Source organism: Streptomyces sp. NPDC005494 (assembly GCF_042872025.1).
Lineage (GTDB): Bacteria > Actinomycetota > Actinomycetes > Streptomycetales > Streptomycetaceae > Streptomyces.
The window spans coordinates 1,015,453-1,040,599 of the sequence record NZ_JBIAJR010000001.1 but is presented as its reverse complement, the minus strand read 5'-3'; the positions used below and the strand labels follow the sequence as shown (position 1 = coordinate 1,040,599).

At 73.8% G+C, this 25,147-nt stretch carries 18 protein-coding genes; 7 read left to right on the top strand and 11 right to left on the bottom strand.

Features of this window, described 5'->3' with window-relative positions; genetic code table 11:
* Nucleotides 1-100 precede the first annotated feature (100 nt).
* The 3 genes from ACFYQ6_RS04615 to ACFYQ6_RS04605 all read left to right on the top strand — a co-directional run bounded on the left by ACFYQ6_RS04615 (nucleotide 101) and on the right by ACFYQ6_RS04605 (nucleotide 5,916).
* Nucleotides 101-3,805 (top strand): ABC transporter ATP-binding protein, encoded by a 3,705-nt coding sequence (locus ACFYQ6_RS04615; RefSeq protein WP_388760947.1) that lies wholly within the window; start codon nucleotides 101-103, stop codon nucleotides 3,803-3,805.
* A gap of 114 nt (nucleotides 3,806-3,919) precedes the next feature.
* Nucleotides 3,920-4,354, top strand: a complete 435-nt coding sequence (locus ACFYQ6_RS04610) for a hypothetical protein (RefSeq protein ID WP_388760467.1) — start codon at nucleotides 3,920-3,922, stop codon at nucleotides 4,352-4,354.
* Nucleotides 4,355-4,431: 77 nt separating this feature from the next.
* Nucleotides 4,432-5,916, top strand: a complete 1,485-nt coding sequence (locus ACFYQ6_RS04605) for a S28 family serine protease (protein WP_388760464.1) — start codon at nucleotides 4,432-4,434, stop codon at nucleotides 5,914-5,916.
* A 43-nt stretch (nucleotides 5,917-5,959) separates the two neighbouring features.
* On the opposite strand, the gene ACFYQ6_RS04600 is transcribed toward ACFYQ6_RS04605, so the two are convergent.
* The 3 genes from ACFYQ6_RS04600 to ACFYQ6_RS04590 all read right to left on the bottom strand — a co-directional run bounded on the left by ACFYQ6_RS04600 (nucleotide 5,960) and on the right by ACFYQ6_RS04590 (nucleotide 9,654).
* Entirely contained in the window at nucleotides 5,960-6,550 is a 591-nt protein-coding gene (locus ACFYQ6_RS04600; RefSeq protein ID WP_388760461.1) for a hypothetical protein, read from the bottom strand.
* Nucleotides 6,551-6,650: 100 nt separating this feature from the next.
* Nucleotides 6,651-8,507 carry a glycoside hydrolase family 3 protein gene (locus ACFYQ6_RS04595; protein ID WP_388760459.1) on the bottom strand — a complete coding sequence of 619 codons (1,857 nt, stop codon included), beginning with the start codon at nucleotides 8,505-8,507 and terminating at the stop codon, nucleotides 6,651-6,653.
* A 238-nt stretch (nucleotides 8,508-8,745) separates the two neighbouring features.
* Complete coding sequence (locus ACFYQ6_RS04590; RefSeq protein ID WP_361571631.1) at nucleotides 8,746-9,654, bottom strand: LysR substrate-binding domain-containing protein; 909 nt, start codon at nucleotides 9,652-9,654, stop codon at nucleotides 8,746-8,748.
* Between the two features lie 157 nt (nucleotides 9,655-9,811).
* Here ACFYQ6_RS04590 and ACFYQ6_RS04585 point away from each other — a divergent pair, with 157 nt between their 5' ends.
* Nucleotides 9,812-10,711 carry an EamA family transporter gene (locus tag ACFYQ6_RS04585; RefSeq protein WP_361571629.1) on the top strand — a complete coding sequence of 300 codons (900 nt, stop codon included), beginning with the start codon at nucleotides 9,812-9,814 and terminating at the stop codon, nucleotides 10,709-10,711.
* 1 nt (nucleotide 10,712) lies between these two features.
* Here ACFYQ6_RS04585 and ACFYQ6_RS04580 read toward each other — a convergent pair whose 3' ends face one another.
* The 7 genes from ACFYQ6_RS04580 to ACFYQ6_RS04550 form a co-directional block, all read right to left on the bottom strand.
* Entirely contained in the window at nucleotides 10,713-11,501 is a 789-nt protein-coding gene (locus ACFYQ6_RS04580) for a sugar phosphate isomerase/epimerase family protein (RefSeq protein WP_361571626.1), read from the bottom strand.
* Nucleotides 11,502-11,612: 111 nt separating this feature from the next.
* Nucleotides 11,613-12,188, bottom strand: a complete 576-nt coding sequence (locus tag ACFYQ6_RS04575) for a GAF domain-containing protein (RefSeq protein ID WP_361572399.1) — start codon at nucleotides 12,186-12,188, stop codon at nucleotides 11,613-11,615.
* Between the two features lie 4 nt (nucleotides 12,189-12,192).
* On the bottom strand, nucleotides 12,193-13,074 hold the full coding sequence (locus ACFYQ6_RS04570; protein WP_388760454.1) for a S8 family serine peptidase: 882 nt from the start codon (nucleotides 13,072-13,074) through the stop codon (nucleotides 12,193-12,195).
* Nucleotides 13,075-13,077: 3 nt separating this feature from the next.
* On the bottom strand, nucleotides 13,078-16,206 hold the full coding sequence (locus ACFYQ6_RS04565) for an adenylate/guanylate cyclase domain-containing protein (RefSeq protein ID WP_388760451.1): 3,129 nt from the start codon (nucleotides 16,204-16,206) through the stop codon (nucleotides 13,078-13,080).
* A 105-nt stretch (nucleotides 16,207-16,311) separates the two neighbouring features.
* Nucleotides 16,312-16,557: an aroma-sacti cluster domain-containing protein gene (locus tag ACFYQ6_RS04560; RefSeq protein ID WP_361571617.1), complete on the bottom strand. Its 246-nt coding sequence runs from the start codon at nucleotides 16,555-16,557 to the stop codon at nucleotides 16,312-16,314.
* A complete protein-coding gene (locus ACFYQ6_RS04555; protein WP_361571614.1) occupies nucleotides 16,554-17,288 on the bottom strand; it encodes an iron-containing redox enzyme family protein in 735 nt (244 codons plus the stop codon). The genes ACFYQ6_RS04560 and ACFYQ6_RS04555 overlap by 4 nt, the downstream gene beginning before the upstream one ends.
* Nucleotides 17,285-18,370: a radical SAM protein gene (locus tag ACFYQ6_RS04550; RefSeq protein ID WP_388760447.1), complete on the bottom strand. Its 1,086-nt coding sequence runs from the start codon at nucleotides 18,368-18,370 to the stop codon at nucleotides 17,285-17,287. The genes ACFYQ6_RS04555 and ACFYQ6_RS04550 overlap by 4 nt, the downstream gene beginning before the upstream one ends.
* 360 nt (nucleotides 18,371-18,730) lie before the next feature.
* Between ACFYQ6_RS04550 and ACFYQ6_RS04545 the strand changes: the two genes are divergently transcribed.
* The 3 genes from ACFYQ6_RS04545 (at nucleotide 18,731) to lanKC (ending at nucleotide 23,144) form a co-directional block, all read left to right on the top strand.
* The gene (locus ACFYQ6_RS04545; RefSeq protein WP_329037437.1) at nucleotides 18,731-18,889 is read left to right on the top strand and encodes a hypothetical protein; all 159 of its coding nucleotides are present in this window, start codon (nucleotides 18,731-18,733) and stop codon (nucleotides 18,887-18,889) included.
* A 174-nt stretch (nucleotides 18,890-19,063) separates the two neighbouring features.
* Nucleotides 19,064-20,383 carry an MFS transporter gene (locus tag ACFYQ6_RS04540; protein WP_388760444.1) on the top strand — a complete coding sequence of 440 codons (1,320 nt, stop codon included), beginning with the start codon at nucleotides 19,064-19,066 and terminating at the stop codon, nucleotides 20,381-20,383.
* A gap of 73 nt (nucleotides 20,384-20,456) precedes the next feature.
* Nucleotides 20,457-23,144, top strand: a complete 2,688-nt coding sequence (gene lanKC, locus ACFYQ6_RS04535) for a class III lanthionine synthetase LanKC (protein ID WP_388760442.1) — start codon at nucleotides 20,457-20,459, stop codon at nucleotides 23,142-23,144.
* 22 nt (nucleotides 23,145-23,166) lie between these two features.
* Here lanKC and ACFYQ6_RS04530 read toward each other — a convergent pair whose 3' ends face one another.
* Entirely contained in the window at nucleotides 23,167-25,044 is a 1,878-nt protein-coding gene (locus ACFYQ6_RS04530) for a BTAD domain-containing putative transcriptional regulator (RefSeq protein WP_361571602.1), read from the bottom strand.
* Nucleotides 25,045-25,147 lie beyond the last annotated feature (103 nt).

The following is a 25,147-nucleotide window of genomic DNA, read 5'->3' as shown; positions in this document are numbered from 1 at the left end:
ACACGGCCCGGCCGAGCAGGGTCCCGCCGAGCACGGAGCCACCGCGAAGGACGGCGGCGCGGGGCAGCGGGGCGCGGAGCAGCCGGGGTGGGGCCGGAGGCTGACCGGGTACGCGTGGCGCTACCGGCGCAACGTCGTGCTCGCCCTCGGCTCGTCGCTGGCCGGCATGGCCGTGATGGCCCTCGTCCCGCTCATCACCAAGGTGATCATCGACGACGTCGTCGGCAGCCACACCCGCTCCCTGGGCGTGTGGACGGGCCTGCTCATCGGGGCGGCCGTCCTCGTCTACGCCGCCACGTTCGTCCGCCGCTACTACGGCGGCCGGCTCGCTCTCGACGTACAGCACGATCTCCGGACCGAGATGTACGGCACCCTCACCCGGCTCGACGGGAAGCGGCAGGACGAGCTCTCCACCGGTCAGGTCGTCGGCCGTGCCACCAGCGACCTCCAGCTGATCCAGGGGCTCCTGTTCATGCTCCCGATGACCATCGGGAACATCCTGCTCTTCCTCATCTCCCTGGTGATCATGGCGTGGCTCTCGCTGCCCCTGACGCTCGTCGCCCTCGCCGTGGCCCCCGCGCTCTGGTTCATCGCCCGCCGCTCCAAGGCCCGGCTCTTCCCCGCCACCTGGTACGCCCAGAGCCAGGCCGCCGCCGTCGCCGGAGTCGTCGACGGGGCCGTCTCCGGCGTCCGGGTCGTCAAGGGCTTCGGACAGGAGGAGCAGGAGACCGGCAAGCTCCGCGAGGTCAGCCGCAAGCTCTTCGCGGGCCGGCTGCGCACGATCCGGCTGAACTCCCGTTACACCCCGGCGCTCCAGGCCGTGCCCGCGCTCGGCCAGGTCGCGATGCTGGCCCTCGGCGGCTGGCTCGCCACCCGGGGCGAGATCACCCTCGGTACGTTCGTCGCCTTCTCCACCTATCTCGCCCAGCTCGTCGGCCCGGTCCGGATGCTCGCCATGGTCCTCACCGTCGGCCAGCAGGCCCGCGCCGGTGTGGAGCGCGTCCTGGAGCTCATCGACACCGAGCCGTCCATGAAGGACGGCACGAAGGAGCTGCCCGCCGACGCCCCCGCGCGCGTCGAGTTCGACGACGTACGGTTCGGCTACGAGGACGAGCGCCCGGTCCTCGACGGCTTCTCCCTCACCATCGAACCGGGTGAGACCGTCGCCGTGGTCGGTGCCTCCGGCAGCGGCAAGTCCACGGTCTCGCTCCTGCTGCCCCGCTTCTACGACGTCTCGCACGGAGCCGTCCTGGTCGGCGACCACGACGTCCGCGAGCTGACCCAGGAGTCGCTGCGGGCCGCCATCGGGCTCGTGCCCGAGGACAGCTTCCTCTTCTCCGAGTCCGTCGGCGCCAACATCGCGTACGGGTACCCCGGCGCCACCCAGGAGCAGATCGAGCGCGCCGCGCGCGCCGCCCAGGCCCACGGCTTCATCTCCGAGCTGCCCGAGGGCTACGACACCAAGGTCGGCGAGCACGGCCTCACCCTCTCCGGTGGCCAGCGCCAGCGCGTCGCGCTCGCCCGGGCCATCCTCACCGACCCCCGCCTGCTGCTCCTGGACGACGCGACCTCCGCCGTGGACGCCCGGGTCGAGCACGAGATCCACGAGGTGCTGGCGCAGGTCATGGAGGGCCGCACCACCCTGCTGATAGCGCACCGCCGCTCCACCCTCGGCCTCGCCGACCGCATCGCCGTCCTCGACCAGGGGCGGCTCGCCGACATCGGCACCCACGCCGAGCTGGAGCGCCGCTCGGCGCTCTACCGCAGGCTGCTCACCGACCCGGACGAGATGCGGGGCACCTCTCCCGGCCACCGGCCGCAGACAGCCGCGGCGGAGCCGGAGGACGACCGCGCGCTCCTGGAGGAGCTCGACGCGGAGTTCGACGCCGAGCGCGGGGTCACCCCCGGGCTGTGGATCCGCAAGGAGGAGCAGCGCGACACGGCCGCCGCGGGGATGCCCGCCACCCCCGAGCTCCTCGCCCAGGTGGACGCGCTGCCGCCCGCCACCGACACCCCCGGCATCGACGAGGCGAGCGCCGTACGCCCGGAACAGTCCTACGGCCTGCGCAGGCTGCTGCACGGCTTCGGGGCCGCGCTGATGGTGAGCCTCGGGCTGGTCGCCGTCGACGCGGGCATGGGCCTGCTGCTGCCCGTGCTGATCCGGCACGGCATCGACGACGGCGTCACGAAGATGGCGCTCGGCGCGGTCTGGGCGGCGGCCGGCCTCGGCCTGCTCGCCGTCCTCGTGCAGTGGGCGGCCCAGATCGGCGAGACCCGGATGACGGGCCGCACCGGCGAACGCGTGCTGTACTCCCTGCGCCTCAAGATCTTCGCGCAGCTCCAGCGGCTCGGCCTCGACTACTACGAGCGCGAGCTGACCGGCCGGATCATGACGAGGATGACGACGGACGTCGACGCCCTCTCGACGTTCCTTCAGACCGGTCTCGTGACGGCCTTCGTCTCCCTCGTCACCTTCTTCGGCATCACCGTCGTACTGCTCGTCCTCGACATCCAGCTGGCCCTGGTCGTCTTCGCGACGCTGCCGCTGCTGATCGTCGGCACCTTCTTCTTCCGCCGCAAGAGCGTCAAGGCGTACGAGCTCGCCCGTGAGCGCATCAGTGTCGTCAACGCCGACCTCCAGGAGTCCGTCGCCGGGCTGCGGATCGTGCAGGCCTTCCGCCGCGAGCACGACGGCGCCGAGCGCTTCGCGGAGCGCAGCGACCACTACCGCCAGGCCAGGGTGCGCGGGCAGTGGCTGATCTCCGTCTACTTCCCCTTCGTGCAGCTGCTCGCCTCGGTCGCGGCCGCCGCCGTGCTGATCGTCGGCGCGGGCCGCGTCGACAACGGCACGCTGACCACGGGCGCACTCGTCGCCTACCTCCTCTACATCGACCTGTTCTTCGCGCCCGTGCAGCAGCTCTCCCAGGTCTTCGACGGCTACCAGCAGGCCAGCGTCTCGCTCGGCCGCATCCAGGAACTGCTGCGGGAGCCGACCTCCACGGCCGATCACGACGAGCCGCTGGAGGTGACCTCGCTGCGCGGCGAGATCGCCTTCGAGGACGTGTCCTTCGCCTACTCCGGCGAGGACGAGGCCCTCACCGGCATCGATCTGCGGATCCCGGCGGGCCAGACGGTGGCCTTCGTCGGCGAGACCGGAGCCGGCAAGTCCACGCTGGTCAAGCTCGTCGCCCGCTTCTACGACCCGACGAGCGGCCGGGTCACGGCGGACGGCACCGATCTGCGCCGCCTCGACAGGACCGCCTACCGCCACCGGCTCGGTGTCGTGCCCCAGGAGGCCTACCTCTTCGAGGGGACGGTGCGTGACGCCATCGCGTACGGACTTCCTGACGCCACCGACGCCCAGGTGGAGGCGGCGGCGAGGGCGGTCGGTGCGCACGACATGATCGCCACGCTGGAGGGCGGTTATCTGCACGAGGTCGCCGAGCGGGGCCGCAACCTCTCGGCCGGCCAGCGCCAGCTGATCGCGCTCGCCCGCGCGGAGCTGGTCGACCCGGACGTCCTGCTGCTCGACGAGGCGACCGCCTCGCTCGACCTGGCCAGCGAGGCCCAGGTCAACCAGGCCACCGACCGTCTCGCGGGGCGGCGCACCACGCTCGTGGTCGCCCACCGGCTCACGACGGCGGCCCGCGCGGACCGGGTCGTGGTGATGGACCGGGGGAGGGTGGCCGAGGACGGCACCCACGACGAGCTGCTGGCCAGGGGAGGCGCGTACGCGCGGCTGTGGCGGACCTTCATAGGGGAGGACATGGACGAGGGCATAGGGAACGCTCCGGCAGGAGTATGAGTCCGTCCGCAACCTGATGGCCCCCTTCGCGCGTCGTACACCCATGCGTACATGTGTCGGTCGGGGGTCAGAACGTTCGATGGGACGGGTGGGGTGGACGAGGTGGCGAGACCGATGAGGTCATCGGGACGGCCGGAGCGGCCGGATCGGCCGGCATTCCGGGGAGCCGGACGGCGTGTGGCGGTGACGCTCCTCGTCCTGCCGCTGCTGGGGTCTCTCGGTCTCGTCCTGGGGCCCACCGGGGCAGCCCCCGCCCAGGCCGCGTCCGGCTGCTCCGGGCGGCTCGCCAAGACGGTGAAGTTCGCCACCGGCACGCTGCGCGTCTACGAGACACGCTCCTACGCGTGCGCCGTCGCGGTCGCCAAGAAGCCGGGCGCGCGCCGTTCGATGAGGGTGTCGCTCCAGCCGCGAGGAGGCCGGGCGGTCGTCGACAGCGGCAAGTTCACCAAGCTGGCGGGCCCCGTGAAGGTGCACGCGCTCAACCGCTGTGTCCGCGCCTCCGGTTCCGTCGCCGGCTCCTCCGCCTCCACGGGGTGGATCCTGTGCTGAGGTGCAACCGGGTCTGGCGTGGCAGGTGTTACCCCCGCTAGGTTCACGGCGTCTGTCGTGAATCAAGGGGAGGGTGCATGCGCAAGGCGCTCAGGGGCATTCTGTCGCTCGCGGTGCTCATCGGCACAGTGAGTGCGACCGGAGCCTCGGCCGGAGCGGCCACCGCCGCAGAACCGGCCGCGAAGCAGAACAGCGGCTCTGCCGGCAGCAGTGAGAGCAGCAGCGAGGACATCAAGGACCGCATCCTGGCCATCCCGGGGATGAGTCTGATCGAGGAGAAGCCGTACCCCGGCTACCGCTACTTCGTCCTCAACTACACACAGCCGGTGGATCACCGGCACCCGTCCAAGGGCACCTTCCAGCAGCGCATCACCCTGCTGCACAAGGACACGACCCGGCCGACGGTCTTCTTCACCAGCGGCTACAACGTCTCCACCAACCCCAGCCGCAGCGAGCCGACCCAGATCGTCGACGGCAACCAGGTCTCCCTGGAGTACCGTTTCTTCACCCCGTCCCGCCCGGCTCCCGCCGACTGGTCGAAGCTGGACATCTGGCAGGCCGCGAGCGACCAGCACCGCGTCTTCACCGCGCTGAAGAAGATCTACACCGAGAACTGGCTCAGCACCGGCGGCTCCAAGGGCGGCATGACGGCCACCTACTTCGAGCGCTTCTACCCGAAGGACATGGACGGCGTCGTCGCCTATGTCGCGCCCAACGACGTCAACAACAACGAGGACTCGGCGTACGACCGGTTCTTCGAGAACGTCGGGACGAAGGAGTGCCGCGACCGGCTGAACGGCGTCCAGCGCGAGGCCCTCGTCCGCCGGGAACCGCTGGAGAAGAAGTACGAGGCGTACGCCGCCGAGAACGGCCTCACCTTCAACACGGTCGGCACACTGGACAAGGCGTACGAAGCCGTCGTCATGGACTACGTCTGGGCGTACTGGCAGTACAGCCTGCTCGCCGACTGCGACTCGATCCCGGCCGACGCCCCGAACGCCACCGACCAGGAGATCTGGGACTCCGTCGACGGCATCTCGGGCTTCTCCGCCTACGCCGACCAGGGCCTGGGGACCTACACGCCGTACTACTACCAGGCCGGCACCCAGCTCGGATCGCCCGACATCGAGCAGCCCTGGCTCGGCGACCTGAGCCGCTACGGCTACCAGCCGCCGCGCACCTTCGTGCCGCGCTCCATCCCGATGAAGTTCCAGCCGTCGGCGATGCGGGACGTGGACAACTGGGTCAGGCACAACGCCACACGCATGCTGTACGTCTACGGCGAGAACGACCCGTGGGGCGCCGAGCCCTTCCGCCTCGGCCGGGGCGCGCGTGACAGCTACGTCTACACCGTGCCGGGCGGCAACCACGGTTCCAAGGTCGCCGGACTCGTCGCCGACGAGAAGGCCACCGCCACGGCGGCCATCCTGCGCTGGGCCGGGGTCGCGCCCGCGGCCGTCGTCGCCGATCCCTCGCAGGCGAAGCCGCTCGCGAAGTTCGACGCGCGGCTGGACAAGCGTGACGCCGAACTCCAGCGGGACCAGGGCACACTGCGGCCGTAGTCCTTCACCGCACGTACCGAAGTGGGCTGGGTCCGCCGGGTGTTCACATCCGGTGGGCACAGCCCACCGGTCTGTCCCCGCCGAGGCGCACATACAGATCCGTCGTGCCGGGACAGAGCGCGCGCCGTGCCACCGCCGAACCGATCTCGAACTCCGCCGGCCCTTCTCCCGATCCGTCGCAGGCGGTCTCCCTGACCTCGCCCTCGCGGAAGCCGTGGACGCAGTCCCCGACGACCGTCAGCGGACCGCCGCCCTGCCCCGGATCGCCCGGGTGCGGGGGCTCCAGGTTGCGCATGCAGGCGTATCCCCGGGGAGCGGCAGGGCCACCCCCGGAGATGTGCAGGACGAAGTCGGTCGTGGACGGGCACGCCGGGCCGTCCGGCGGAGCGCCGGTGTGGCGGGCGAGCACCCGCGCCGCCGCCTTCTCGCTCCCGCACGAGACCTCACGGAACATTTCACCGCGCGTACTGCAGTCGGCGGGCCCAAGGAACTGCGTCCCGTGACCGGAGGGCGCGGGACTGCCGCCGGGCCCGCTCGCCGGGGTGCCCACCGAGGGCCGGCAGGCGGCCAGCGACAGCGCCGCCACGACGGGCAGCAGGGCGCGCCACACCCGCGCGGCACGGCGCTTCTCCATGGACGAACCCCCCTGTGCGTCCCTGCGGACGTGCGCCCAGCGTGACCCGCCGGAGCGGGCACACGCCAGGCGAACGGGGGGTTTTCAGCTCATCGGGTGGTCATCGGGCGGGTGAGGCCTGCCTCCGGTACGACAGCCCGTATCCGACGGGGTACAGCGCCTGTGCGGGAGCGTCCGCCCGCTGCACCGGCACCGGCAGCCTGCCCTCCGGTTCGGCCCGTCCCGCGATCACCCGTGCGGCCGCCCGGAGTTCGACGTCCGTCCAGGAGTACGCGGCGAGAGCGGCCGCGTAGCCGGTTCCGGCCAGCTGGGCGATGTCGTACGGGTTGCGGATCGCGAGCGTGATCACCGGTACGCCGGTCGCCACGAGCGCGCTGACCAGCGTGCGCTGGGTGCTGGTCGCCGAGACGTTGTACGTGCCCACGACCACCGCGTCCTTGCCCTGTGCCGCCGCCACCGCCTCGGCGATCTTCGCCTGGGAGGGGGCCGTGCCGGTGGACAGGGCGGTCGCGGTGTATCCGAGCTCCTCGAACGCCCCGGCGAGCGTGCTCGTCGGGGGCCCGGTCGTGCCGGAGGGCGAGGCCGGATCGGCGCCGACCACCAGGAGGTCGCGGTGGGAACGGCGGGAGAGGGGCAACAGGGAACCGGTGTTGGCGAGCAGGGTGGTCGTCCGCTCGGCGATCCGGTCGGCGGCGGCGAGGTGCGCCGCGATGCCGACGGTGCGGTCGACACCCCGGTGGGTGACGTACGGATCGCGGAACAGGCCGAGCTTCGCCTTCAGGCGCAGGATGCGCAGGATCGATTCCTCGATGCGGGCCTCACTGAGCTCGCCGCTCTTCACCGCGTTCAGCACGGCGGTCCAGGCGACCTTCAGATCCGGTGGGTTCAGCAACTGGTCCACGCCGGCCAGCAGCGCGAGGACGGGGACGCGGTCGTCGCCGTACTTCGTGCGGACGCCCTCCATGCCCAGTGAGTCGGTGACCACGACACCGTCGTAGCCGAGCTGCTCGCGCAGGATGCCGGTGAGGATCGGGTGGGACAGGGTGGCCGGGTCCTCGGCCGGGTCCAGGGCCGGTACCACGATGTGCGCCGTCATGATCGAGTCGATGCCGGCGGCGACGGCCGCCCGGAACGGCGGTGCGTCCAGCTCGGACCACTGTTCCCGGGTGTGGTGGATGACGGGCAGGCCGGTGTGGCTGTCGGTGCTGGTGTCGCCGTGGCCGGGGAAGTGCTTGGCCGTGGCGGCGACCCCGGAGCTCTGATAGCCCTTCACCTGCGCGGCGACCAGACCGGCCACGGACTCCGGGTCGGAGCCGAAGGAGCGTACGCCGATGACCGGGTTGGCCGGGTTGACGTTGACGTCCGCGTCCGGCGCGTAGTTCTGCCTGATCCCGAGGGCCGCCAGCTCCGCCCCGGCGATCCGGCCCGCCGTGCGCGCGTCGGAGCGGGATCCGCCCGCGCCCAGCGCCATCGCGCCCGGCAGCAGGGTCGCCGGCTCCCCGACGCGGCACACGATCCCGTGCTCCTGGTCCGTGGAGATGATGAGCGGCAGCGGGGTGGGCCCGGCGAGCCCGGCCCGCTGGATGCCGTTGGAGAGGTCGGCGATCTGGTGCGGGTCCCGGGTGTTGTGCGCCCAGGCGAAGTAGATGATGCCGCCGACGTGGTACGTGGAGATCAGTTCTGCGGCGTCACGGACCCCGATCTCGGCCAGGTTGGCGTCGATGTCCGCCTGGTCGGGCGCGGTGGCGGAGTGGCCGTACACCCGCATCACGAAGAGCTGGCCGACCTTCTCCTCCAGGCTCATCCGGGCGATGAGCCGCTTGAGACCGCTGTCGGAGGAGGTGCTGGACTCCGCTGCCCGTGCGGCCCCGGGAAGGGCGACGGCGCCGGTCGCCGCGGCTGCGGCGGTCGCTGCGGTGGCGGTGAGGAGGGTGCGTCTGGAGGTGCGGTGGTGCACGTGAGCCCCTTCCGGTGCTGAAAGAAACTTCCAAGAAGGTACGGATATATGGAAAGTAACTACCAGTCAAGAGGATGGTACGAGAATCGCGTGACACGCACGGCCGGCGGGTGGCATCCGTCCACGCGCAGGCACGCACACACGACCGAACTCACGCGCGGTCCACGCACGCAGGCACGCACACGCGCCCGAACTCACGCGCGCCCGCAGGTACCCGCACCCGCGCGAGGCGGCCGGCTCAGGAGAGGCCCGCCGCCGTGCCCCGTCCGCGCAGTACGGACACCGCCGCGATGATCGCGGGCCGCCGCGCCGCCTCCTCGCGCCACAGGGCGTACAGCCGTCGCACCGGTACGGGATCCAGGTGCACCGCGACCACCCCGGGCGGCAGCGGCCCCCGGCCCAGCCGGGGAATCATGGCCACGCCGAGACCGGCGGCGACCAGGGCCAGCTGGGTGTGGTTCTCCTCGGCCTGGTGCCGGATGTCCGGCTCGTATCCCGCCGCCCGCAGGGTCCGTACGAGCCAGTCGTGGCACACCGTGCCGGGCGGCTGGCACACCCATCGCTCCTTGGCCAGCTCCTCCCGCCGCACCGCGTCCCGGCCGGCGAGCGGGTGTCCCTCCGCCACCAGCAGATCGCAGAGATCGTCGCCGAGCACCGCCTGGGACACACCCTCCGGCGCGGGCAGCGGCGAGATGTCCCAGTCGTGGGCGACCGCGAGATCGACCACACCCTTCGCCACCAGATCGACCGAGAGGTGCGGATCGACCTCCGTCAGCCGTGCGTCCAGCGTCGGGTACTCCCGCCCCAGTTCCGCCAGCACCCCCGGCAGCAGCCCGCGCGCCGCCGAGGCGAACGCGGCGATCGACAGCCGGCCCGTCGGCACTCCCCGGCGCTGTTCGAGCGTCGTCTCGGCCTGCTCCACGATCGCCAGCAGCTGCTGCGCGGTCGCCGCGAGGTGCAGGGCCTCCTCGGTGAGCGCGACCCCGCGCCCACGCCGTTCGAGAAGCGTCGTACGGGTCTCGCGCTCCAGCTTGGTGATCTGCTGGGAGACGGCCGAGGCCGTGTAGCCGAGTGCGGAGGCGGCCCCCGCGACGGAGCCGTGGACGGAGACGGCGTGCAGGGCGCGCAGCCGGGACAGGTCGAGCACCGGGGACCTCCGGACGGATGGCGGACGGCGGACGGCGGCGGTGAGCCGGTGGACGAAGGGCGGGGCGCGGGGGGAGGGGAAGGATTAGCAACGCTCAATCCAACCATGAAGAAATCCGCGCTGGTGCTACATGGTCCCGTCGTCGGATGCTCGGGACATGCGTCCCCTCCACATCGCCCTGGCCGCGCTGGTCGCCGCCGTCTGGGGCGTGAACTTCGTCGTCATCGAGCTCGGTCTCGCCCACTTCCCGCCGCTCCTCTTCTCCGCCCTGCGCTTCCTCGTCGCCGCGCTCCCCGCAGTGTTCCTCGTGGGGCGGCCCGCCGTCGCGTGGAAGTGGATCATCGCGGTGGGCCTGGTCCTGGGGGTCGCCAAGTTCGGGCTGCTCTTCATCGGGATGGACCGGGGGATGCCCGCCGGGCTCTCCTCCCTCGTCCTCCAGGTCCAGGCCGTCTTCACGGCGCTGTTCGCGGCGGCCGCACTCGGCGAACGGCCGGGCCGGACGCGGGTGCTGGGGATGGGCGTCGCCCTCGCCGGCATCGGTGTCGCCGCCGTCGACGAGGGGGCGGGCGGGCCCGTGCTCGCGTTCGTCCTCGTCGTCGCGGCGGCGGCCTGCTGGGGGGTGTCGAACGTCCTCACGCGCAGGGCCGCGCCACGCGACTCCCTGAACTTCATGGTCTGGGTGTCGACGGTGCCCGTACTCCCGCTCCTCGGCCTGTCCCTGCTCCTCGAGGGCTGGGACCGTGACGCGGAGGCCCTGGCGGCGCTGGACTGGAGCGGGGTGGGCATCATCGTCTACGTGGCGTGGATCACCACGGTCTTCGGCTTCGGGGCCTGGGGCTTCCTCCTCCGCAACCACCCCGCCTCGTCCGTCGCGCCGTTCACCCTGCTCGTGCCCGTCTTCGGGATGTCCTCGGCGGCGCTCTTCCTCGGCGAGCCGATCAGCCCCCTGCGCTGGTGCGCGGCGGCGCTGCTGGTCGGCGGGGTGGCGCTGACCTCCCTGGCCAGGCCCCGCGCGGCCGTCGCGCCGCTGCCGGAGGTCCAGGAGGCGCGGGCCTGACCTACTGCTTCGGCGCGCCCAGCCGCAGGATGTGCTCCCGGCCCGCCGCCAGCAGCTCCGGGAGTCCGGCGGCCTGCGGATACCACCGCTTCTCGTACTCCCAGCACACCCAGCCGTCCTGGTCCAGCGTGTCCAGGCACGCCTTCAGCGGCAGCACCCCCGCGCCGAGCGCCAGCGGTGTGGTGTCCTCGGCGGAGGCGATGTCCTTCACCTGTACGTATCCGAGGTGCGGCGCCAGCACCGCGTGGGTGGCAGCGGTTTCCTCGCCGGCCAGCCAGGTGTGCATGACGTCCCAGATCGCGCCGATCTGCCCGTGCCCGACGGTGCCCACCACCCGCGCGACGTCGGCCCCGGCCCGGTGCGAGTCATGGGTCTCCAGGAGGATCCGTACGCCCAGGTCCGCCGCGTGCGGAGCGGCGGCCCCCAGACGGCGCGCGGCGATCGCGTCGGCCTCCGCCGGGTCCTGGTCGCCGCCCCCGGGGAACACCCGGACGTACCGGGCGCCCAGGTCGCGGGCCAGCTCCACCAGCCCGGCGAGCTCCGCCAGCACCGGCTCGTCCTCGCCCGCGGCGGCGACCTTCACGTACCCGGCGACGGTGAGGATCTCGACCCCGCCCCGCTTGAACTCCTCCACCACGGCGGCCCGTTCCAGCGGTCCGAGGCCGGGGTGCACCGGCTCCTCCGGGTGGGCGCGCAGTTCGACCCCCTGGTAACCGTGCCCGGCGGCGAGCCGCACCACGTCCGCGACGGGCATCCCCGGCACTCCGAGGGTCGAGAAAGCGAGCTTCACGATCTGTGTCCTTCCACTGGGGGCCGGCGCGGGACCGGCCCCGGCGCTCACCCGGCTCCTGCCCTGCGGAACCGGCCGTCACTCCCGCGCGGCGCCCAGCGTACGGCCCTGTCAGCCCGTGCCCCGCAGCAGCCGCTCCAGGCTGCCGAGCAACTGGAGCGCGTCCTCCCGGCGTTCGCCCTCCAGCGCCCACCCGCCCGGCTCCGGCGCATGCGGGGCGAGCACCCGGAGCGCCGCCGCGGCCTGCCGGGCGAACATCGCCAGCAGGTCCAGTTCGCGGACGCCCGACCGGGCCTGCGGGGACGGGTCCAGCACCTCCAGCACTCCGAGGACCCGGGCCTCGCTGATCAGCGGGGCGGCCATCAGGGCGTCCGGGACGTACTCGGTGGACTCCGCCAGTGAGCGGTCGAACGAGGTGTTCAGGCTCAGGTCGTCCACCACCATCGGCTCACCCGAGGTCGCCACCCAGCCGGCGATGCCGCGTCCCGCGGGGAACCTGCGCCCCACCAGGAACGCCTCCCCCTCGCCGGAGACCGCCTGGAAGACCAGCTCGTCCGCCTCCTCGTCCAGCAGGCAGACGGAGCTGGCCGCCGCCCCGAAGATCGCCCGCGCCACGTCGACGACCGACTGGAGCAGCTCGTGCCGGGCGGCGTCGCCCGGGGCGCGGAAGGACGGGGAGGGAAGCATGGCGTCAGTTCTCGGAGTCGTCACGGGTGTCTCCTGCCGCTGTGGAAGGACGCGGGTCCGCGTGCACGTTGGCCGCGGAGAGGTAGAGGGCGTTCTTGAGCTGGAAAGCCGTCATCCTGGGATGCCCGGACAGGACGCGGGCGCAGAGCCCCGCGACGTACGGGGTGGCGAAGCTGTTCCCGGTGGTGCGGATCGTCCGGCCGCCCAGCCACGGCACGGACACGTTCTGGCCCGGTCCGAAGAACTCCACCGGGGGCTCCGGGTTGTAGAGGTGCAGCTCGTCGTCCTCCTGGTGGCTGCCCACGGAGATCACCGAGGCGAACCGCCACGGGAAGCTCTCCACCGGTGTGTTGTGCGCCGAGGCGACGATCACCGTACGGCCGAAGTAGGCACGGTCGGCGAGGCCGTGCAGCTCCTGGGCGAAGCGGGTGCGGGTGGTCGAGAGGCTGAGGTTCACCACGTCGAAGCGCTGGTCCACGGCCCAGCGGAGCCCTGCCATCAGGACCTCACCGGTGCCGGAGAACCGCTCGCCCAGGACCCGGACGCTGTGGATCTCGCAGTCGGGTGCCGTGCGGCGGATGATCCCGGCGCACGCCGTGCCGTGTCCGCAGGTGTCGCCGGTGGTGGTCGGCTCGACCGTGATCGCCCCGCTCCCGGGATCCTTGACCGCCACCCACGAACTCTCCACCGGACCGACCAGCGGATGGTCGAGCTCCACACCGGAGTCCACCACGCACACCCGCACCCCGCGCCCGGTCGCCTGCCGCGCGGGCCGTCCACCGGGCGGCCCCTCGTCGGCGGGGACCGGGACGTCCTCGGGGCCCCGCCCGCGCAGACTCCAGGTGAGTCCCTGCCCCGGTACCGTGCCTGTTCCGACGGTTCCCATCGGTCAGCTCCTCTCCGTCGTGGTGACCATGGCCTCGTCCGGCACACAGCCGGCGGCCCGGCGGGCCCCCGGCAGATGCCCCTTGCTCACGAAGTGCTCCCGCGCCATGCGCGCCGAGGCCAGCGCAGGAGCGGGCCGCCCCAGCGCGAACAGCGTGCGGGCCCGGTCCAGTTCGGCCGTCGCCCGGACCAGCGGGGAGTCCGTGAGCAGCGACGCCCGCACGGCCCGGTCCGCGTGGCCGGCCGCCTCCGCCGGACGCCCGTCCGCGGCGGCCAGCCGGCCCCGGAGCCCGTCGAGGTCGACGGCGTCGGCGGGGCTCAGCTCGGAGGGCTCCCCGATGCCCGCGATCCAGGACGCCGCCCGCCCGGGCCGGCCCTCGTCGAGCTCGATCCGGGCCGCGTCCAGCGCCACGGCCGTCCGCAGCCCCGCCGCGTCGGCGCGCCGGGCGGCCTCGTCCGCCGTGGCCAGCAGCTCCAGGGCCGCGCCGCCGTTGCCGAGCAGCGCCTCCACGGAGGCCCGGAAGACGGGCAGGAACACCTCGGCCTCGGCGAACCGCAGCTTCCCGGCCAGCCGCTGGGCCTCGGAGAGGCAGGCGTACGCCTCGCGGGGCCGGTCCTGGAGCGCGTACAGCACCGCCAGAGGGCAGTTGAGGGTGAGCCTGACCGTGGGCCGGCCCTCCCCGTGCGCCGCCAGCAGGGCGCGGCAGCGGGCGACCGCCTCGGGCGCGGGCACAGGCCCTCGCCACAGGGAGATGCCGATGGCGCCGAGAGCTCCGGCCCGTTCCGGCTCGGCCTCGGCCAGGACGGCCTGTTCCAGGGCCCGCGCCTGGTCGCGTTCCGCCTCCTCGTGCCGGCCGGCCCGCTGGAGGTGCTGGGCGAGCCGCAGATGGGACCTGGCCCGGCCGACCGCGTCGCCCGCGGCCTCGAAGACCGGCAGCACCGCACGCGCCGTCGCCGTCACCCCGGGGCCTGGGCCCGAAGGGTCCAGCACCGCGAGCGCCAGCCTGGCATGCGCGGACTCCACGGAAGCCGAGTCCAGTTCGCGTACCTGGCGCAGGAGCCTGGCCCCGCTCTCGGTCTGCCCGAGCGCCACCCGGACCTCGCCGAGCCTGCGGACCGAGCCCGCGTCGTCCGGGTCCAGCTCGACGGCCCGCTCCAGCAGGTCGCCCGACCGGGCCAGGTCGGACCGTGCAGCCGCCAGGGCCCCGGCCCGGCCCAGCGCGGCGGCGGCACGGCCGCGCAGCCGCGCGGTCAGGTCGTCGAGCAGCCCGAGCTCCGTCCGGTAGCGGCAGGCCCGTTCGAGGTGGCCGCCCACGGCGCCGTCGCCGGCCCGCAGCACCCCGGGCAGCTCGGCCGCCCAGGCGTGCCGGTCCGCCTTGGCGCGCTTGGACAACGACGCGTACGTCACCTCGTGCACCAGTCCGCTGCTGAAGCGGTAGGCGGACGGCACCTGACCCGGCCCCGCCTCCACCAGCCGCCGCCCGGTCAGGGCGACCAGCACCTCCTCGATGCGCCTCAGCGCGTGCGCCCGGTCCGGCGAGGGGAAGTCCACCGCCGCCGGTCCCCGCAGTTCGGCCAGCCGCGCCGACGTCTCCAGCAGCAGGAGTTCGGACGACGTGAACTCGCGGCCGATCACGGCGGCGAAGCCGACCATGGTCCGCTCGGCCCTGGCGAGCGCCCCGATCCTGGCGCCCAGCAGGGCCTGGAGGGTGGGTGGCAGTCCGGAACCCTCCATCCGGCCGCCGACCAGGAGCTGTTCCAGGTAGAGAGGATTGCCCTCCGCGCGGGTGAGGAGCCGCTCGTCCACCGCTCCCGCGCCACCGTCCAGCCGGGCCAGCAGGCCCCCCAGCCGCACACTCTCCTCGCGGGTGAGCCCCGCGACCTGGAGACAGTCCGCGGAGTCGGCCGTGCCGTCCGGGCGGCCCACACAGACGATCAGTACACCCGCGGGCCCCGAACCGTCCGCGAGCCGTTCCAGGGTGCGCTGCAACAGGGGCGCGGCCTCATGCGTGTCGTCCAGTACGAGCACCAGGGGCCGCTTCCGGGCCGCCCGGCCCAGCACCGTCGCCAGCGCGGTGCACATGTCCTCGAACGGGGCGTTCGGCGTGCCGTCGCGCAGCAGACCGGCGGACAGCAGGGTCATCGCGTCGTCGTCCGCCGGGCCGGACGAAGGCGGAACCTCCTGGGTTGCGGAGAGGGCCGGCAGTGCGCGCAGGGCGTCGGCGAGAGGGGTGAGCGTGCCCTGCCCGCCGTGCCCGCGGCACCGGCCGGCGCCGTAGGAGAGCTCTCCGGATGCGGACCGCCGGGTCAGCCATTCCCGTACGAGCCGGGTCTTGCCGATGCCCGGCTCGCCGAGGACGCGCAGCAGTCCCGCCCGCCCCCCGCGCACGGCGTCCGACAGGGCCGCGTCCAGGGCGGCCTGCTCGGCGTGGCGTCCGACGAACGGCACGTCGAAGCGGCGCAGCAGCTCCGGATCGTCCGCCCCGAGGGCCAGCAGCCGGTAGGCCTCCACGGTGTCCTGCTTGCCCTTCAGCCGGAGCGGCCCGGTGGGCTCGGCGGAGACCGTCGGCCCGGCCGCGAGCAGAGTGTCGGGGCCGATGAGGATCTCGCCGGCCCCGGCGTGCTGTTCCAGGCGCGCCGCGATGTTCACGGTCTCGCCCGACACCAGCGCCTGACGCGCCGTCGCGTCTCCGCCCGCCACCACCTGGCCGGTGTTGACACCGACCCGGGTGGCGAGCGTGATGCCGAGGGTGGCGTCCAGCTCCTCGTTGAGCGCGGCCAGCGCCTCCCGCATGCCGAGGGCGGCGGCCAGCGCCCGCCGGGCGTCGTCCTCCCGCACCACCGGCACACCGAACACGGCCATCACGGCGTCACCGATGAACTTCTCCGGAGTGCCGCCCCGGGCCACGATCTGCGCGCTCATCGCCTCGAAGTACCGCAGGGTGACCGTGCGCAGGGTCTCCGGGTCGAGCACGCCCGACAGGGCGGTGGAACCGACGAGATCGCAGAACAGCACCGTCACCGGCTTGCGTTCGTCCTCCCCGGGCGTGGCGGCGGCGGCGCAGGGAGTCCCGCAGGACGAGCAGAACCTGGCGTTCTCCGGCAGGTCCTGGCGGCACGTGGTGCAGGTCATGACGTTCCCTTCTCTCCGGGGATGGGGCCGCGCCGCCGGGCAGGGGCCGCGCCGCCGGGCGGGGGCGCGGCCGGCGCTCCGGCACCGCCCCCGCCCGGGAACCGCTCAGAACAGGGCGCCGCCGGCGATCTCGCCGTGTGCCTGGACCTCGGGTTCCACCGCGTCCAGCCGGCTCTTGATGTCGAGCAGCACGGCGAGCTCCTCCTCCGTGAGCTCGCTGAGCACGAGGCGCTGTTCGTCGGTGAGCAGGTCGACCGGCAGCCCCGCCTCGTACAACGCGGCGGGCAGCGAAGGCTGTTCACCGTCCCCGGGCGCCCTCGGGGTGCCGTCGCCTTCGGATGGTCGGGTCATGGGGTGACTCCCGTCGGTGAGGAAGGTCCGGCCCCCCGGGGCGGCGGTGCCGCCGCGGAGCGCCCGAGCCGGACGAACAGCGTGGTGAGGGCGTCGAGGGAGTGCATGGCGCTGACCGTGACGTCCGACTCCTGGCCACGGGTCAGCGGCAGCCGGTCCAGCAGCGCGTACAGCTCGTCCAGGTGACCCGTGTCCAGCGCCGCGTGTTCCCGTACGGTCCGCAGGGCCGCGTCCGGCAGACCGGTCGCGCGCGCGATGCGCGAGGTCAGGTCCGGGGCGGGCGCGTACCCCTCCAGCACCGCTATGTAGCCCAGCAGCGCCACCGGGTGGTGGTGCTCGACCCAGTAGTACTGGGAGCCCGCGAGCGCGGCGACGGCGGGCGACGGCATCGGGCCGAGCGCGTCCCCGGGCGGGGAGCCCGCCGCCTCGGCGTCCTCCAGCAGCCAGGCGTCGTGGTCCTTCTCCTCCTGGATGTGCTCGCGCAGGTACGCCGCGAGCGGGCCGCCCAGCGGGTCACCCCTCATGTCCAGCAGCGTGGCCCGCTCCAGGGCGCGTTCCATCAGCGGGACGGAGGCCCGCACCACGGCGTGCATGGCGCACAGATAGCGCCGGTAGCGCGGCAGCAGCTCCTCCGCGCGCCACATGTGCTCCATCGCGCCCAGCAGTTCCGCGTCCAGCAGCCGCAGCATGATCCGCAGCCGCGCCGAGGAGCTCGGCCCGTGCGTGCTCATCCGGCACCGTCCCCGGCGGATACGCGGGCCAGGACCAGGGGCGCGTACGCGGCGCAGCCGTGGTGCCGTACGACACCCACCGCGCCCTCCGCCGCCCCCCGCCGCGCCGCGACCAGGTCCAGCAGCGCCCCGGCGGCCCCCGACGCCACCGAACGGGCCTCGTCCGCGACCCCGTCCCCGGAGCCCAGGGCCCGGCAGCCGTCACAGTACGAGGCGCCCTCCCGCGACACCCCCGCACGCGCCGCCAGATGGGCGGGGCCGACCGTGCGGATCATCCGCAGCACCGGTGACTCCAGGGCCCGGCCGCGCACGGCCGTCCAGTCGTCGGTGCCGATGTGCCCGAGGTACAGATGGGCCGGTGCGGGCCGCAGGTCCACGGTGTCCTGGTTGCAGCAGGCGAGGACCGCCCCGTCGAAGGCCACCACCGGCCAGGCGGCCATGGCGCACGGGGACACCGTGCCGGGCTCGGGGGCGGTACGGGCGGGCGCGGCCCAGGAGGCCGCCCGGCCGAACGGACGCACCTCGTTGACCAGTGAGGGGACCTGGCCGCCGAACTCCGTGTCGATGGCGCGGGTGACGTCCGCGAGGTAGGGGTCGTCCGCCCCCGTACCGGTCAGGTGGAAGCTCACGGCCACACCCGTCTCCCGGATGCGGTGCACCGCGCGGAACACGTCGGCCCGGGGGATCTCCCGCTCGTGGTGGGCGTCCAGGCTGGCGGAGAAGTGGTCCACGCCCCTGACCGCGCGCAGGACCGGCGGCGGGATCTCCCGGGAGCGGGCGAAGAACATGCCGCTGAGCAGCGCCGTACGCGATCCCGCCGCGCGGGCCCGCGCGCTCAGCTCCTCGACGAGCGCCGGCACCAGCAGCGGTTCGCCACCGGTCAGCATCACCACGTCGGGACGGTTCTCCCGGGTGAACGAGCCGACGAAGCGCACCAAGGCGCCCGCGTCCGGTTCCTCCCGCGCGGTCAGGGACGATCCGGTCGAGCAGTGGGCGCAGCTCAGCGGGCAGCGCCGGGTGAGGCCGAGCAGCAGGCCGGCGGCGGGGAAGGGCCGCCGTCCGACGAGTTCGCCGAGTTCCATGCGGGGCCGCCTCCTTCGCGGGGCCGGAGCGCGCGCACCGGGGGACCGTTTCCCGTGGACCCACCGGCGTGCGCGGAAGTGCACCCAGGGTGCGGGCCCGCGGTTCGACGACGCTCCACGGATGCTTCAGGAGCGGTATGGGCGCAGCTCAGGAGGGGTCCCGCACGCGCCGCACGGCCCGGGGACGGCACGGGAAGCCGTCCTGAACTGGGCCGATACCGGAGCCATACCGCTGCCGAAGCGTTCGCCAGGCGGCCCCTCCTAACTTTCTCGGCAACGGCAGGCAACGGCCCGCCGCACCGGAACCCGGCACCTCAGGGCCCCCGGAACCAGTGCAGTCACGAGTGGACGGAGACCATCATGGCCGAGAACACCAAGCCCGCCGCCGACGACAACAACGAGGAGACCCCCGAGGTCGAGGCGCACTCCGTACTGGACCTCCAGGAGACGGCCAACAAGGAGATCGAGGCCCCGGGCGGCAGCTGCGTCAGCGTGATCAGCGTCGTCCTCGCGGACTGACCGGGTACACCGGGGCGGCGCCACGGAGGACGGGGCAGGACCTCCCGCCGTGGCGCCCGGCCGGCCGGTGATGTGGGGCGGTTCCGTCATGACGGAGCCGCCCCGCCGTCGCTTCCGCGGCCCGGACGGGCCCGCACCCCTCGTCATGACCCAGACCGTCCCCGGGAGTTCACGATGACCACGCCGCTGCGCGGCAACAGGGATTTCCGGCTGCTCTGGCTGAGCGGCCTCTTCGCGGTCCTGGGCGGGCAGATGAGTGCCCTCGCCCTTCCGCTGCTGGTGCTCAAGGAGACCGGATCGGCGGTGCAGGCCGGGGCCATCGGGACGGTGTCCGTGGGAGCCGTGCTGATCACGATGCTGCCCGGCGGGGTGATGGCCGACCGTGTCGAACGCCGCCGGCTCATGCGGATCTGCGACGTCGGCAGCCTGGTCGTCGTCACCGCCCTCACCGCGGCCGTCTGGTCCGGACACGTCCCCATGGCACTCGTGCTGCTCTGCGCAGCCGCGGGCGCGGTGATCGGCAGCGTCTACGGGCCCGCCGTCTTCGGCCTCATGCGCGCGGTCGTCCCGGCCGACCAGATGGGCACCGCCACCGCGCGGCTCCAGGCACGCACCCAGACCGCCCGGCTCGTCGGGCCCCTCGTCGGGGGAGCGCTGTTCGGCATCCACCCGGCCCTGCCGTTCGCCGCCGAGGCGCTGGGCCTGCTCCTGTCGACCGTCTGCGTGGCCCTCGTACGCACCCGCTCCCGGGCCAGGGCGAAGGCGGGCGCCGTGTTCAGCCGGCGCGAGCTCCTCGCGGGCCTCACCTTCCTGTGGGGCCTGCCCTACCTCCGTACGGTCCTCCTCGTGTTCGGCCTGGGCATGAACTTCGCCTTCGGGGCACTCACCTTCACCGCCCTGACCGCGTTCTCCGACGGGGGCGCGTCGGGCATCGGCGGCGGTTTCGTCCTCACCTGTGTCTCCGCCGGGGCGCTGTCCGGGGCACTGCTCGCGCCACGGATCAGCCCCGCCCGGCACTCCCGGGTCCTGATCGTCGCCACCTGCTGGACCTGTGTGGCGGCAGCCGGGGTGATGGCCTGGGTCAGCCGGCCGGTGGTGGCCGGGCTCGTGTGCGCGCTCACCATGTGCCTGTCGACGATCGCCAGCATCGGATTCCTCTCGAAGCTCCTGGTCGTGACCCCCGAGGAGCGGGTGGGCCGGGTGCAGAGCGCGGCGGGTTTCCTGTCCTCCATGGTCCAGCCGTTCGGGCCGCTGGCCGGAGGAGCCCTGCTGACCGCATTCGGCGCCCGCTGGGCCTTCGCGCTGACCGGATGCGTGCTGGCCGTCTCCGCGCTCGTGGTCACCTTCGCCCCCTCGGCGCGGACGGAGCCGTCCCCGCCCGGGGCGGAGGAACCCACCCGCTCCCAGGACCCGGGGGCCGGGACCGGCACCGAGCCCACGGCTGGACCGGCCCACGCGCCTGCGGGCGCGAAGCCCTCCGCCACCGGGGACTGATCCGCGAACCGGGGCCCGCGGCCCACCGACACCGTCCGCCGCTCCTGCGGGCGTCGAGAAGAGAGAGCCGAGCGTGCCAGGCATCCAGGAAACGCAGCTGTACTGCCTCGCCGACCGTACGTACTTCGACACTCCGGCCCGGCTGCCCGACGAGGAGTCGCGGTACCGGCTCGACACCGATCCGCCTCCGCCGGGCTGGCGCCGTGAGGCCGTGGGCCTGTGGACCTCGCTGGTGCCCGAGCACGCCGAACCCGCCGAGCAGGGCTGGAAGATCCATGTGTCCACCGTCCCCGGTGAGGCCGAGGCCACCCTCCGGGACACCGCACGGATCTGCGTCCGCCACGGTGTGCCCTTCAAATTCCTGCGCAGCGAGAAGGCGTTGCTGCTGGTGGCGGGCAAGTACATGAACCGCAGCGGCGCCGGCAAGTTCGTCGCGGCCTACCCGCCCGACGAGACGGTGTTCCTCGCCCTGGCCGACGAGCTGTCCCGGACCCTGGCGGGACGCAGCGGCCCCTACATCCTCAGCGACCTGCGGATCGGCGACGCGCCGGTCTACACACGCTACGGCGCCTACGTCCCCCGCTGGTGCGCCGACGCCGAGGGCCGCCAGGTCCTCGCCCTGCGCGACCCCTCCGGGACGCTCGTCCCGGACGAGCGCGGCGTGGTCTTCCGGGTGCCCTCCTGGGTCGAGGTCCCCGAGGCCCTGCGCCCGCACCTCGCGGCGCGCGCCGCCGCCCGCGACGACACCTTCCCCTACACCGTGACCGAGGCCCTCCAGTTCTCCAGCGCGGGCGGGATCTACCTCGCCCAGGACCGGGGGACGGGCCGGCGCGTGGTGCTGCGCGAGGCGCGCCCGCACTGCGGTCTCGACGCCACGGGCGACGACGCCGTCACCCGGCTGCACCGTGAGCACCGGGCGCTGACGGCGCTGGCCGGACTGGACTGCGTACCCGAGGTGTACGGGGTGCGGACCGTGTGGGAGCACCACTTCCTGATCGAGGAGCACATCGAGGGCAACACCCTGCTGGAGGAGATCGTCGCCCGCTTCGCCCTCGTACGCGGCGCGGACTCGGCGGACGAACTCGCCCCCTACGTCGCGTGGACCGAGTCGGTGACCCGGCAGCTCTCCCGGGCGCTGGAGGCGATCCACGCACGCGGGCTGCGCTTCGGTGACCTGCACCCCTCCAACATCATCGTCCGGCCCGACGGCCGGATCGCGCTCGTCGACTTCGAGTACGCCACCGCCCTCGACGACGTGACCACCCCGCTGGCCGGCGCCCAGGGTCTCCAGGCACCCCAGGGCACCCCCGGGGCGGAGGCCGACGCCTATGCGCTCTGGGCGACCTGGCTCGCCATGCTGATGCCGGTCATGGAGATGGCCGGGCTGGAGAGGGCGAAGGCCCTCACCCTGGAGAGCTGGGCCCGGCAGCGGTACGCGCTGCCGCCCGGAGCGGGACCCGCCCGGCCCGGACTGCTCCACGGACTGGAGGCCTCACGGCGGCGCGAGGCCGAGGTGGCCGCGCTCTTCGACGGGCCGGAGGTCGACTGGGCGAGCCTCCGCACCGGGCTCCTCGCCGGCATCCACGCCGGAGCCACACCCGGACGTGCGGACCGCCTCTTCCCGGGCGGCCCCGGCCTCTTCGCCACCGGCGGCACCGACCTGGTGAACGGCGCGGCGGGCGTCCTGTACGCCCTGCACCGGGCCGGTGCCCCCGTCCCCGGAGAGTGGACCGACTGGCTCGCGGCGGCGGCGCTGCGCAGGGACCCCGCCGGGGCGGCCGGACTCTACGACGGGCTGCCGGGCGCCGCGCTGGTGCTCTGCCTCCTCGGCCGCACCGGGCAGGGGCGGGAGGTGTGGGAGCGCGCGATGTCCGCCGCACCCGCGACCGCGTCGGCCGATCTGTTCACCGGCCGGGCCGGCACCGCGCTCGCCGCCCTCCGCATGGCCCGCCTGGGCGGTACGGTTCCCGATCCCGCTCTGATCGAGAGCGCCCTGGGCACGGCCCGGGACCTGGACCGGCTGGTGCGAGGGGAACAGGTCGACGGCCTGCGGCTGCCCGAGTCGGCCGGCCTGCTGCGCGGGCTGAGCGGCGCCGCCCTGATGCTCCTCGAACTGCACGCGCTGACCGGCGAGGAATGGCTGCGCCGGGCCGCCCGTACCGCCCTCGCCCGTGAGGCCGGACACCTCGTCACCATGGACGACGGCTCCCTCCAGGTGAAGGACGGCCGACGCCATCTGCTCTATCTCGACCAGGGCAGTTCGGGGATCGCGCTGGTCGCCCAGGCGTACACGGCCCGGTACGCGGACGAGGAGCTGAGCGCCCTGATCCCGGGCGTGGCCGAGGGCTGCGCCATGGAGTTCGTCCGTGAGCCGGGACTGTTCACCGGGCGGGCCGGCCTGGCCGCCGCGGCCGGCCAGCTCGACCCCGTGACCCGCACCGGGCCCGGGGTCCTGACCTCCGTACGCAACCTCGCCTGGCACCTCGTCGCCGACGAGGACCGGCTGCTCGTCCCGGGCGCGACGCTGCGGCGCTTCTCCGCCGACCTCGGCACCGGGGCGGCCGGGCTGCTGCTGGCCCTGCACTTCCTGTCAGAGGGCCGCGACGGGGGCGCCGCGCACGTGTTGTCCGGGGGCCGCGCCGGGGGCGCCGCGCACGTGTTGTCCGGGGGCCGCGACGGGGGCGCCGCGGAACGGAACCCCCACGCCCAGCAGGCCGGGGAGGGCCTCCCCGGCCTGCTGGACCTCCTCACCCTCGGCTGAGGAGGCGCGCAGCCCCGCCTCCTCAGCCGAGGAGGCGGGAAGCCCCGTCTCCGGGGGAGAGCGCCGGCTGCCGTGCGCCGGCCGCCTCCGGGCCCGCCTCCTCGCGGGCGTACAGACGGAGCAGCCGCGGCACCTCGTACAGCGCGGCGTGCGCGGTGACCTCGCCCGAGGGTGAGGTCACCGCCCCGCTGCCGATGAGTGACTCGACCGCGCGAATCGTGCCCCGCTCGTCGCGGTCCAGCGCCGCCATCGCCCGCTCCAGCGTGAATCCGCCGTCCTCCGGCAGCCCGGCGATGCGGACCAGTGCCCCCCGGTCGCCGGCGCCCAGGTCCCGCCAGCACGCGGCGAGCCGGGAGCGGACGGACACGTCTCCGGCCACCAGTTCCTCCAGCGCCCCGGCCGGATCGTCGAGCCGGTCCGCGTACTCCGCCAGAGGGAGGTGGCGCAGCACCGCCAGGCGCATCCCGCTCACCGCCACCGCCAGGGGCAGGCACCCGCACGCCCGCACGACGCGCAGCGCGGCGGACGGGTCCGCCCGCAGTCGAGGCCGGCCGATCAGCGTCTCCAGCAGCGCCAGGGCCTCGTCCTCCCCGGGCACGCCGAGCGCCGTCCGGTGCACCGCTTCGAGACCGGTGAGCTGACTCCGGGAGGTGAGCAGCATCGAACATCGCCCGGACCTGGGCAGCAGTCCACGCACCGACGCCTCGTCCGCCACGTCGTCCAGCACGATCAGGGCCCGGTGCCGCGACAGCCAGTCCTGCCAGGCGGTCTCGGCCTGTGCGGGATCGGGCAGGCCCCGCCCGGCCACCCCGCACAGCCGCCCGAGCTCCTCCAGCACGTCGTTCCTGGCGCGGGCCACGCCGTTCTCCTGACGCGCCCGTACGTGGACCCGCCCGTCGGGGAACCGGTCCGCGAGGAGGTGCGCCGCCCGGACGGCCAGGGCCGACTTGCCCACCCCGGCCGGGCCGGAGACGACCAGCACCGCGCCCTCCGGGTCCCCCGACACGTCCAGCAGGTCCGCGAGTTCGTCCTCCCGGCCCGTGAAGTGCCGGCTGTCCGCGGGGAGCGAGACCCCGCCGGCCGCGTTCCTGGGGCCCGAGGCGCGCGCCGCCCGGCCCTCTCCCAGCATGGCCCGGTAGAGGCCCGCCATCGCCGGGCTCGGTTCCAGTCCCAGCTCCCGTGCGAGCAGTTGCCGGTAGTCGTCGTACACGGCCAGGGCCTCCGCCTGACGGCCTGTCTGGTGCAGGGAGTTCATCCACGCGGCGCGCAGCCGCTCCCGGAAGGGGTGGCGCTCCACCAGGTCCCGGAGCCCGTCCACCGCGACCCCCGCACGGCCCGTCTCGATCTCGGCCTCGGCCCAGTCCTCGTAGACCGTGAGACAGCGGGCCTCCAGGCGCTCGGCCTCCTCGGCCACCCCCGCGGAGTCCCGGAGGTCGTGCAGCGGCGGACGCTCCCCCCACAGGTCCAGGGCCTCCCGCAGCAGCCGGGCGGCCGTGCGCAGGTCGCCCCGCTCGCCCGCCGCACGGCCCGCCCGTGCCAGTGTCCTGAAGCGCAGGGTGTCGAGCTCGCCCTCCTCCACCCGCAGCCGGTAGCCGCCGCAGTCGTGCACCACCCTGCCCCGGTCGTCGCCGTCCACGGCACCGAACAGCGCACGGGCGGCGCTGACGTAGACCTGCAGGTTCTTGCGCGCCGTCCGTGGCGGGCCCTCCGGCCACACCACGTCGGTCAGCACGTCGACCGGCACGGGGGTGTTGGGCCGGGACAGCAGAGTGGCCAGCACCAGCCTCTGCTTACGTGGCCCGAGCGGCAGCGGCCTGCCGTCGATCACCGCCGAGAGCGGCCCGAGCAGGGAGAAGTACACCGCGCCGGGCGAGCCGGGGCGGACAGGGGGGAGGGGCATCAGCGGGCCTCCTGGCCGGGGGAGGGGCGACGATCTGCCGTACTCCGCCGATGCTGCCGCGCCACGGAACGCGACACATCGGTGGGCGCCCCGCATCTTCCGC

What these genes read in the sequence shown, in the direction of transcription:
- ACFYQ6_RS04600 (WP_388760461.1), bottom strand. Translation starts at nt 6,550, where the DNA reads ATGGAGAAGCGCCGTGCCGCGCGGGTGTGGCGCGCCCTGCTGCCCGTC.
- ACFYQ6_RS04575 (WP_361572399.1), bottom strand. Translation starts at nt 12,188, where the DNA reads ATGCTTCCCTCCCCGTCCTTCCGCGCCCCGGGCGACGCCGCCCGGCAC.
- ACFYQ6_RS04545 (WP_329037437.1), top strand. Translation starts at nt 18,731, where the DNA reads ATGGCCGAGAACACCAAGCCCGCCGCCGACGACAACAACGAGGAGACC.
- ACFYQ6_RS04550 (WP_388760447.1), bottom strand. Translation starts at nt 18,370, where the DNA reads ATGGAACTCGGCGAACTCGTCGGACGGCGGCCCTTCCCCGCCGCCGGC.
- ACFYQ6_RS04585 (WP_361571629.1), top strand. Translation starts at nt 9,812, where the DNA reads ATGCGTCCCCTCCACATCGCCCTGGCCGCGCTGGTCGCCGCCGTCTGG.
- ACFYQ6_RS04605 (WP_388760464.1), top strand. Translation starts at nt 4,432, where the DNA reads ATGCGCAAGGCGCTCAGGGGCATTCTGTCGCTCGCGGTGCTCATCGGC.
- ACFYQ6_RS04560 (WP_361571617.1), bottom strand. Translation starts at nt 16,557, where the DNA reads ATGACCCGACCATCCGAAGGCGACGGCACCCCGAGGGCGCCCGGGGAC.
- ACFYQ6_RS04555 (WP_361571614.1), bottom strand. Translation starts at nt 17,288, where the DNA reads ATGAGCACGCACGGGCCGAGCTCCTCGGCGCGGCTGCGGATCATGCTG.
- ACFYQ6_RS04530 (WP_361571602.1), bottom strand. Translation starts at nt 25,044, where the DNA reads ATGCCCCTCCCCCCTGTCCGCCCCGGCTCGCCCGGCGCGGTGTACTTC.
- ACFYQ6_RS04610 (WP_388760467.1), top strand. Translation starts at nt 3,920, where the DNA reads ATGAGGTCATCGGGACGGCCGGAGCGGCCGGATCGGCCGGCATTCCGG.
- ACFYQ6_RS04570 (WP_388760454.1), bottom strand. Translation starts at nt 13,074, where the DNA reads ATGGGAACCGTCGGAACAGGCACGGTACCGGGGCAGGGACTCACCTGG.
- ACFYQ6_RS04565 (WP_388760451.1), bottom strand. Translation starts at nt 16,206, where the DNA reads ATGACCTGCACCACGTGCCGCCAGGACCTGCCGGAGAACGCCAGGTTC.
- ACFYQ6_RS04540 (WP_388760444.1), top strand. Translation starts at nt 19,064, where the DNA reads ATGACCACGCCGCTGCGCGGCAACAGGGATTTCCGGCTGCTCTGGCTG.